Genomic DNA, 8,482 nt, shown 5'->3' on the forward strand with positions numbered 1-8,482 from the left:
AGCGGCTTGGCCTCCTTGAGCAGCAGGGGGGTCAGCCCATCGGCGACGGTACCCGCTCCGGCCTTGGTGACGAGGAGCTCGATCTCACTGGCCTCGTCGGTGTACCGCTTGCCCAGCAGCGCCCCACCGGAAAGTTCCGGCTTGAGGTCCAGCCCTTCGGCCGGCGTCTCCTTGGATGCGATCATCGGATGACCACCGCAGGTCAGGTCGATCTCGCTGGACCCGGGCCGGACCACGATCACCTCTGTGGAGCAGACCTGGCTCCGCAGCCGCAAACCTGTCTTGAGCCGCATGGTGTGCTCACGTCCTTTCGTATGTCGTGGAAGCGCCGATCTCGGCGACCAGCTGACGGCGTAGAAGCTTGCCGGTGGGCGTGTAGGGAAGGTCGTCGCGAAAGATGACCTCGTCGGGAGTACGGGAGCTGCGAAGCCTGGCCCGGACCCAGGCGCGCAGGTCATCCGGTTCCGGTGCCGCGTGCGCCTCCGGCACGACGACCGCGGTCAGGCGCTCGCCCCACTCGATATCGGGCAGGCCGATGACGGCCACCTCCTTGACCGCGGGGTGGTGGATCAGCACGTCCTCGATCTCGGCCGGCGCGATGTTCTCACCCCCGCGGATGATCGTGTCGTCCGACCTGCCTTCGACGAACAGGTAACTGTCGGCGTCGAGCCAGGCCCGATCCCTGGTGGGGAACCAGCCGTCGGCGTCGAGGACGGAGCCCAGCCCCAGGTACTCCCCGGAGATCTGACTGCCTCGCACCCACAGCTCGCCGATCTCGCCGGGGCCGGCGACCGCTCCGGCGGAGTCGCGGATCTCGCCTTCCACCCCGGGAACGAAACGGCCCGCGGAGGCCAACCGGGCCTGTACCGCCGGGTCGGCCGACGCGAGCGCCTCGCGGTGGTCCTCCGGACCGAGGATCGCGATCGTCGAGCTCGTCTCGGTGAGTCCGTAGGCGTTGACGAAGCCGGTACCCGGAAATGCGAGGAGCGCCTTCTCCAGGACCGGACGAGGCATCCGGGCGCCGCCGTAGGCGATCGCCCGCAGCGTCGGCGTCGGTGCCTGGGCGCCAGCAAGCTCATCGACGATGCGGGCCAGCATCGTCGGTACGACCATGGCGCTGGTCACCTCCTCCTCGGCCACCAGGCTCAGCCATGCGGCCGCGGAGAAGTTCGGCAGGTAGACGAAGCGGCGGCCGGCATAGAGGTTCGTCAGTACGGTTCCGACACCGGCGATGTGGTACGGCGGGACACTGGTCAGGGAGGCCTCGTCCGGTTCGGCGGAACCGAACTCGACCGTCTGTAGGACGTAGGAGACGAGGTTGGAGTGCCGGAGCACGACCGCTTTCGGCTTGGACGTCGTCCCGCTGGTGAAGAGCAGGACCGCCGGTGCGTCGTCGTCGACCTCGACCGGCTCGGCCGGTTCCGCAAGTGCGGCGTCAGCCAGCCAGTCCTCGCTGTGGTGGATCTTCAGGCCGGTTCTGGCCACAACGCCCTGAAATGCCTCGTCGCAGACGACGACCGGCCCGTGTAACTCGCCCAGCAGCCCGTCCAGTTGATCTTCGCTGAGACGGTAGTTCAGCGGAACGAACGGCATCCCGGCCGCAGCCGCGGCGAAAAGGACGGCGGGGAAGGCGGCGCTGTTGCCACCGAGGTACGCGACCCGCTCGGCCCCGGAGGAGCGCAGCAGCGTGGCTCCGCCGGCTGACACCCGGACCAGGTGCTCGAAGGTGATGCCGTCGCCACGCCGCCCCAGCGCCACCCGGTCGCCGAAGGCCATCGCGGCCATGTCGAGCAACATCCCGATACTCATAGACCCCGCCCTAAATCATCGCTTCAAATAAGCTCTCGCATTGTAATTTGGGGATCAATCCACATGCATTGGTTGTCGAACGATCATCAGGCGATCTCTTTCGCGATCTTCGTAGTTCCCTGGTTGAGCCCCGGCGTTCCCCGTCGTCCTCCGGCTGGCGCCTCGTCCGGCCGGTCCGCTCGCCCGGCCGGGTCGATCGGCGAGGCGGGCGGTAGGGCCTGTCCGGCAGATCCTCGATCGCATCGACGGGTATCCGCTGGACGAACTCTAGCGTATGATCAGGAATACTAGTATGCTAATTAGACGAAATGGCTCGTAGAGTCGCGAGGCTCGTAGGGTCGCGAAGATGGATGCGGGGAGACTCCGATGACAGTGCTCGACTTCGGCCTGTTCGACTGCGACACGCACTGCTACGAGACCAGGGACGCCTTCACGAAGTATCTGCCGGCGCAGTGGTCCGAGTACGCGGTTCGGCCGATCAAATTCGAGGGCGGCCTTGAGAAGATCATGGCTGCGGACCGGGTCGCGACCTTCAACTCGGAACAGGGGCTCGGCTTCGACCTGGCCTACCGGCCGGGATCCCTCAAGGAGATGTTGCGCCAGATGGCGTCCGGCAACCCGGACGAGACCTATGAGCCGGAGCCGATGCGCCCGGAGTACCACGACCGTGACGTGCGCCTGCAGTTGATGGACACCCAGGGGGTGGACAGGGCTGTCGTCTTCCCGTCCGCGATGGCCCTGTCGGTCGAGAACTACGTGAAGAACGTGCCCGCCGCTTATGCCAACGTGCACGCCTTCAACCGGTGGTTCGAGGAGACGTGGGGCTTCGCGTACAAGGACCGCATCTACGGCCCGGCTCTGCTGTCCCTGCGCGACCTCGACCTCGCTGTAACCGAGCTGGACGACCTCCTCGCGCGCGGGGTCCGGGTTGTGCTGCTGCCGACCGGTCCCGTCAACGGCCGTTCGCCCGGCGACCCCTACTTCGACCCGATCTGGGCCCGGCTCAACGAGGCCGGCGTGACCGTCGCCTTCCACATCATGGAGAACTGGTACAACGAGCACATCGCGCCCGCCTGGGGTCACGAGGCCTTCCCCGCGGCCTGGCACATGTCGGCGTGGCAGTGGAACAACCTCTACGGCGAGCGGCCCATCGAGGACACCCTGTCGGCGCTCATCTACGACAACGTCTTCGGGCGGTTCCCCAACCTGATGGTGCTCGTCGCCGAGTTCGGCGCCTCCTGGGTGCCGCATTTCATCGAGCACATGGACAAGAGCCGGGGGATGGGCCGCAACGGCCCGTGGATCGGCGGTCGTCTCACCGAGCGTCCCAGCGCGATCTTCCAGCGTCACATCCGGGTCGCGCCCTACCCGGAGGACAACGTTGCCAAGATCGTTCGTGATCTGCCTGAGGTCGACTGCCTGGTCATGGGCTCGGACTTCCCGCACGCGGAGGGGCTGGCGGTACCGGCGGACTTCACCGGGCTGCTCACATCGCTGACGCCGGAGCAGCAGCGGAAGATTCTTCGCGGCAACGCCGAAAAGCTCTTCGAGAACGCGTGATCAAGCCGGCGGATGCTCGCCGGCCCGACGACCCGGATGCCGCGGGTGCGACTCATGCCGGCCCGGTTTCCAGCGGGCCGGCCGCTCCGCCGCAGCCGTACGGGGACACCTTCTCGGGTTCCCGTACCCGGCTGGACACGCCGTCGCCGTGGGCCGAGCTGCCCGCGGAGACGCGTCAGGGGATCGGGATCGACGCGGTCCGGCGTGCCTTCAGGCACCGGGAAACTCCGCTGCCCGCCCCGCACCGGCCGGGTATCCGAGACGCGGCGGTCCTGCTTGTCCTGTTCGAGGAGGCGGACGAAGCCCGGGTCGTCCTGACCGAACGCTCCGGCACGGTCAGCACGCACCGGGGGGAGATCGCCTTCCCCGGGGGTGTCTGCGACGCGGGCGAGACATCCGTCCAGGCCGCGCTGCGGGAGGCCTGGGAGGAGATCGGGCTTGTGCCCGGCAGCGTCGAACTGCTCGGTGAACTGGATTCGCAGGCCGCCGAGCTGACGAAGTTCCAGATCACCCCGGTGGTGGGTCTGGTCGCCGCCCGACCGGTCCTGGTTGTCAACCACAGCGAGGTTCAGGATGTCTTCGACGTCGCGCTCGCCGAGCTGATGGCCGACGGCGTGTACCGGGAGGAGCTGTGGGTCGCTCCGGATGGCAGGTATATGGTCCCGTTCTTCGATCTTTCCGGGCGAAGCGCCTGGGGTGTGACGGCCGCCATGCTCCATGAGCTCCTCAAGGTCGTGACCGGAGGCGGCCACGACGACCGTCCGCAGTCTCCTGCCATGGGTGCTTCTGTTCGGAACGCACAGTGACGCCTACCGCGGAGAATACCGAGGAGAATGCCGAGGAGAATCTCGGTCCGAACGAGGTCGTCGGCCTGCTCGAGGGGATCGCCACCACCAGGGCCATCCGCCGGTTTCGCCCGGAGCCGGTCAGCGAGGACGCGCTCGCCACAATGCTGTTCGCGGCATCGCGCGCACCCAGCGGCTCGAACCGCCAGCCGTTCCGTTTTCTCGTCCTGCGCGACGGCCCGCGAGCCATGGCGGCCCGGTCCCTGATCGGCCGGGCGGCCCGGGAACAATGGACCAGGAAGGTTGTCTCGGACGGCTACGAACGTGGCAGCGGGGCGAGTTCCGATACGCCCAAGGCCCGGATAGCCGCGACCATGGCGCATTTCGTGGAGACCTTCGAAAGCGTGCCGGTCATCGTCCTTCCCTGCCTGGTCCGTTACAGCGAACCGAATCCGGCGGAAGGCGGGTCGATCTACCCGGCCTGCCAGAACCTGCTGCTGGCCGCTCGGGCGCTGGGCTACGGCGGCGTGTTCACCGGCTGGCACCGGATCGTGGAACTCGATCTCCGCCGGCTGCTGGACATCCCCGACAAGGTTTTCATCGCCGCGACGATCGCGCTCGGCCGGCCGGCCGGCCGGCATGGGCCGGTTCGCCGTCAGCCACTGCGGGACATGGTCTTTGAGGACGGTTGGGGGGAGACGACGACCTGGGCGGTCGACCCGCCTGGCACCCGCTATACCGACGCCGGCCCGCCCGCGCACTCGCACAAGTAGCTGCAGCCGCTCGGCAGCCGCTTGAGCCGTTTCCGTGAAATCTGCGCCGATTTCCCGGACACCGGCGGGGCGACGGTTCAGCCGTCGCCCCGCCGGAAGTGGCTCGCGTGCGCTACGCGGGGAGGTCGGCGCCTGCGACGATCGTGGCGTCTTTGAGTGCCGCGATGGCGTCAGCGTCATAACCGAGTTCGGTCAGCAGCGCTTCGGTCTGCTCGCCGAGCACGCAGCTACGGCCGATCCGCCCGGGCGTTTCCGACAGCGCCGCCGGCAGGCCGTGCACCCGGATCCGGCCGAACAGCGGGTGGTCCACCTCGGCGACTAGGCCGGTGGCCAGCATGGTCTCGTCCGTGCAGGTGAACCCGGAAAGGCCACCCTCGAAGACGGTCACGCAGGCGAGCCCCTCGGGAACGAACAGGTCCTCCCATGCCTGGGCGGTGTCGGTGAGGAGGACGTCTTCCAGGATCGAGGTCAGGTCGTCGTCGTTGGACACCCGACTTTCCACCGTGGCGAAGCGGGGGTCCTCCAGCAGCTCCGGACGCTTGATCCCACCGACGAGGATCTCCCACTCCTGCTGCGTCGGGGCGGCGAGGAAGACCCAACCCGGCGACGTCCGGTAAAGGCGGTATAGGGCGTTGTACCCGTGTTGTTCGGAATCCAGGGTGGGCGCGGGCGGCTTGCCCGCGTAGGCGTTGACGTCATCGGAGTAGGTGTAGGCATTTCCGTTGATCATGGTGGTGGAGACGAGCTGTCCCTGCCCGGTCCGCTGCTGGTGGGCCAGCGCCAGCATGATGCTGGAGAAGACCGCGGCCGCGGCGTTGGAGTCACCGTCGGTGAGACCACGCAGCCTCGGCTGGACGATGGCCTGTATTTCGGTCAGGTCGAAGCTGCTGACGAGATCGGGGTCCATCCAGTAAGCGGCCTGCTTGAACAGGCTCCCGGCCACGGCGCTCGCGGCGTCGGCATAGAGCGGGCGGGTGCTGTACGGTCCGCTGCTGCCGTACCCGGTGGCGTGCACGTAGATGAGCTTGGGGTTGGTCTCGCGCAGGGTCGGGTAGTCGATGCCGAGACGTTCGGCCACCCCGGGCCGGAACCCGAGGACGAAGACGTCCGCCTTTGCGAGCAGAGCCTTGAGGATCGATTTTCCCTCGTCGGTGGCTACGTCGACGGCGATGCTCTCCTTGCCCGCCATCGTTTTCACGCCACCGGTCTCGCTGACCCCGAAGGAGCTGCGCATCGGGTCGCCGGCGAGACCCTCGATCTTGATCACCCGCGCGCCCATGGCCGCGGCCATGGTGACGCCGAACGGCATCGCGTAGAAGTAGCCGAACTCGACAATGGTCACCCCTGCGAGGGGATGGACCGGGGCGGCGCCGGTCGGGGTCGGCGGAGCTGACGGCCCCGCCAGCCCGCCGGAAAGTACGGCCTCCGGGCGCGCGATCTGACGATCGTCGCGCGCCCTTTGGCCGATCAGCGGACCGTTGTTGGCGCCGAGCGCGGGTGCGGACCGCTCGATCCGGCACGGCGTCGCCTCGAAGGCCGCGACCGGACCCACCTGACGGATCGGGCCGCGCTCCGGATCGTCGATCGTGATCGAGTGCCCGTTGTAGATCATCTGCGGATGGTCGAGTGCCTCCTCGCAGGTCGCGCCGACCTCGAAGGCGACGTCCACGTCGGCCTCCAGCAGCGGTACCCACTCGGCGAGCGTCCTGCTCCGGACGGTATTGCTCAGCAGGTCCTCCCAGCGCTGCGCGTCCGCCGGCGTCTTGAACCGCGGCATGTCCGCGAAGAGCGGGTCGGTGATGAGCTGCTCATGGCCCAGCACGCGGGTGAGCGCCTGCGCCTGGTGGGGGAGCTGCGGATTGGCGATGATGAAACGGCCGTCCCTGGTTGCCATCGTGAGGCTGAACCGGCTGGCAGCCAGTGCACCGCCGCGGGCACTGATGATGACGTGGGGTTCACCGCCGGTGTTCTTCGCGTACTGCCAGTGCATCGTCCCGAAGTAGTCGACCGGGTTGTAACCCTGTACGAGGGTGGCCTCGACGCGCTGTCCGCGTCCGGTCCGCTCGCGGACGATAAGCGCGGCCATGATGCCGCCCAGTGCCATGTGCGCAGCGCCTGTGTTGGCCAGGGGGGCGGCGACGAAGATCGGGCCGGGCCGGAACCCGAACTGTCCCCGGGCGAACGCCCCGGCCTTCGCCGCGACCACGCCCTCGTAACCTTTTAGACGCGCGTACTTCCCGGTGGACCCGAAGCCGTTGACCGAGCAGTAGACCAGCGCCGGGTTGGCCGCGTGCAGGGTCTCGTAGCCGAGATCCCAACCCTGCGCGACGCCCGGCTCGAAGCTCTCGATCAGCACGTCGGCATGGCTGGCGAGCTCGGCCGCCTCGGCCCGGCCCGCGGGGGTGCGCAGGTCGGCGACGAGGCTTTCCTTGCCCCGGTTCCAGACCAGGAAACCGGACGGTGACTGTGTGCGCAGACGGTCGCCCTGCGGTGGCTCGATCTTGAGCACCCGGGCTCCGTTATCGGCGAGGATCATCCCCGCCAGGGACCCGGCAACACTGCCGGCGCCCAGCTCGAGCACTGTCAGACCATCGAGAATCATCGATACCGCTTTCCAGGGCCGCGGGTCACACCGGCACGAGGGCCCTGTGAGCCGTCCTGATTCCCGCCGTGGGGGAGGAAGCCGGGCGCTCAGGTGCGGGCGCTCCTAATAGGTAACGAATCTAACAGCTTGTGCAGGTCGGGGACAGACCGCGCATCCGTCGGTTACCGGTCGTCGTCCGCGGTACCGAAGACGAAGTCGCTGATGAGATGGGCAAGCTCGACCGGCCGGTCGCCCTGGACGGAGTGCCCGGCGCCCGCCACGGTCTCGACGCGGGTCGTGGGCTGGCGGCGACGGAACTCGGCCACGTCGTCCTCGGTGACGACGCCGGAGGTCGACCCCAGCACGAGCATCGCCGGTGCCGGCAGCGCGCTGACGTCATCCCACAGTGGCTCGAAGTCCAACATGCCGCCAGGGCCAGGGGGGGCCAGCCGGTCGTACCGCCAGGCCCAGCGGCCGTCCGGGAGCGGGTGGGCGTTGTGCAGGATGCCGCGGCGCAGGGAGCTGACCGACCGGGTCGGATTGTGGCGGACCGTCCGTTCCAGGATCTCCTCGAAGGAGGGGAAGGACTCCGGGCCGTTGACGAACGCCGCGATCGGGGCGCTCTTCGCCAGCGTCACGCTAGGCGTCACGTCGACGACCACGAGCCGTCGGACGAGACGTGGGTGGACGGAGGCGAGGCGGATGCCGGTGAGCCCGCCGAGGGACATGCCGATCACACCCGCGGCCTGCGGCGCGAGCTCGCTGATGGCGCCGGCGAGGATCTCGGCATTGCGGACCGGCCAGTAGTCACCGTCCGACCGCTTGCCGGAGTGACCGTGACCGGGCAGGTCGAACGCCACCAGCGGGCGGTCGCCCAGCGCGAGGGCGACGGTGTCCCAGGTGTGGGCGTTCTGCGCCCCACCGTGGAGGAACACCAGCTCGGCGGGTCCGTCACCCCAGACCAGGGCGCT

General features: G+C 68.3%; 7 protein-coding genes. 3 read left to right on the forward strand and 4 right to left on the reverse strand.

Annotated elements, in window-relative coordinates; translation table 11 throughout:
- Together U9980_RS07300 and U9980_RS07305 are read right to left on the reverse strand one after the other, a co-directional pair.
- Positions 1–293 (reverse strand): hypothetical protein (locus U9980_RS07300; protein WP_322767236.1); only part of this gene is annotated, 293 nt, incomplete at its 3' end.
- Positions 294–300: 7 nt separating this feature from the next.
- A complete protein-coding gene (locus tag U9980_RS07305; protein ID WP_322767237.1) occupies positions 301–1,809 on the reverse strand; it encodes a fatty acid--CoA ligase family protein in 1,509 nt (502 codons plus the stop codon).
- A 366-nt stretch (positions 1,810–2,175) separates the two neighbouring features.
- Between U9980_RS07305 and U9980_RS07310 the strand changes: the two genes are divergently transcribed.
- From U9980_RS07310 to U9980_RS07320, 3 genes are read left to right on the forward strand one after another with little or no spacing between them, the layout of a single operon-like run.
- A complete protein-coding gene (locus U9980_RS07310) occupies positions 2,176–3,369 on the forward strand; it encodes an amidohydrolase family protein (RefSeq protein ID WP_322750463.1) in 1,194 nt (397 codons plus the stop codon).
- Positions 3,366–4,175 carry a CoA pyrophosphatase gene (locus U9980_RS07315; protein ID WP_322767238.1) on the forward strand — a complete coding sequence of 270 codons (810 nt, stop codon included), beginning with the start codon at positions 3,366–3,368 and terminating at the stop codon, positions 4,173–4,175. Before U9980_RS07310 ends, U9980_RS07315 begins: the two co-directional genes overlap by 4 nt.
- Positions 4,172–4,927, forward strand: coding sequence for a nitroreductase family protein (locus U9980_RS07320; protein ID WP_322767239.1), 756 nt, complete (start codon positions 4,172–4,174; stop codon positions 4,925–4,927). Before U9980_RS07315 ends, U9980_RS07320 begins: the two co-directional genes overlap by 4 nt.
- A gap of 112 nt (positions 4,928–5,039) precedes the next feature.
- On the opposite strand, the gene U9980_RS07325 is transcribed toward U9980_RS07320, so the two are convergent.
- Together U9980_RS07325 and U9980_RS07330 are read right to left on the reverse strand one after the other, a co-directional pair.
- Complete coding sequence (locus tag U9980_RS07325; protein ID WP_322767240.1) at positions 5,040–7,529, reverse strand: CoA transferase; 2,490 nt, start codon at positions 7,527–7,529, stop codon at positions 5,040–5,042.
- Positions 7,530–7,693: 164 nt separating this feature from the next.
- Positions 7,694–8,482: alpha/beta hydrolase (locus U9980_RS07330; RefSeq protein ID WP_322767241.1), on the reverse strand; the 789-nt coding region annotated here is incomplete at its 5' end.

The organism is Protofrankia sp. Cr1, assembly GCF_963555865.1.
In the GTDB taxonomy this organism is placed as follows: domain Bacteria; phylum Actinomycetota; class Actinomycetes; order Frankiales; family Frankiaceae; genus Protofrankia.

Excerpts from the sequence above, each read along its gene's own strand:
- U9980_RS07310 (WP_322750463.1), top strand. The coding sequence starts at position 2,176 with ATGACAGTGCTCGACTTCGGCCTGTTCGACTGCGACACGCACTGCTAC.
- U9980_RS07325 (WP_322767240.1), bottom strand. The coding sequence starts at position 7,529 with ATGATTCTCGATGGTCTGACAGTGCTCGAGCTGGGCGCCGGCAGTGTT.
- U9980_RS07305 (WP_322767237.1), bottom strand. The coding sequence starts at position 1,809 with ATGAGTATCGGGATGTTGCTCGACATGGCCGCGATGGCCTTCGGCGAC.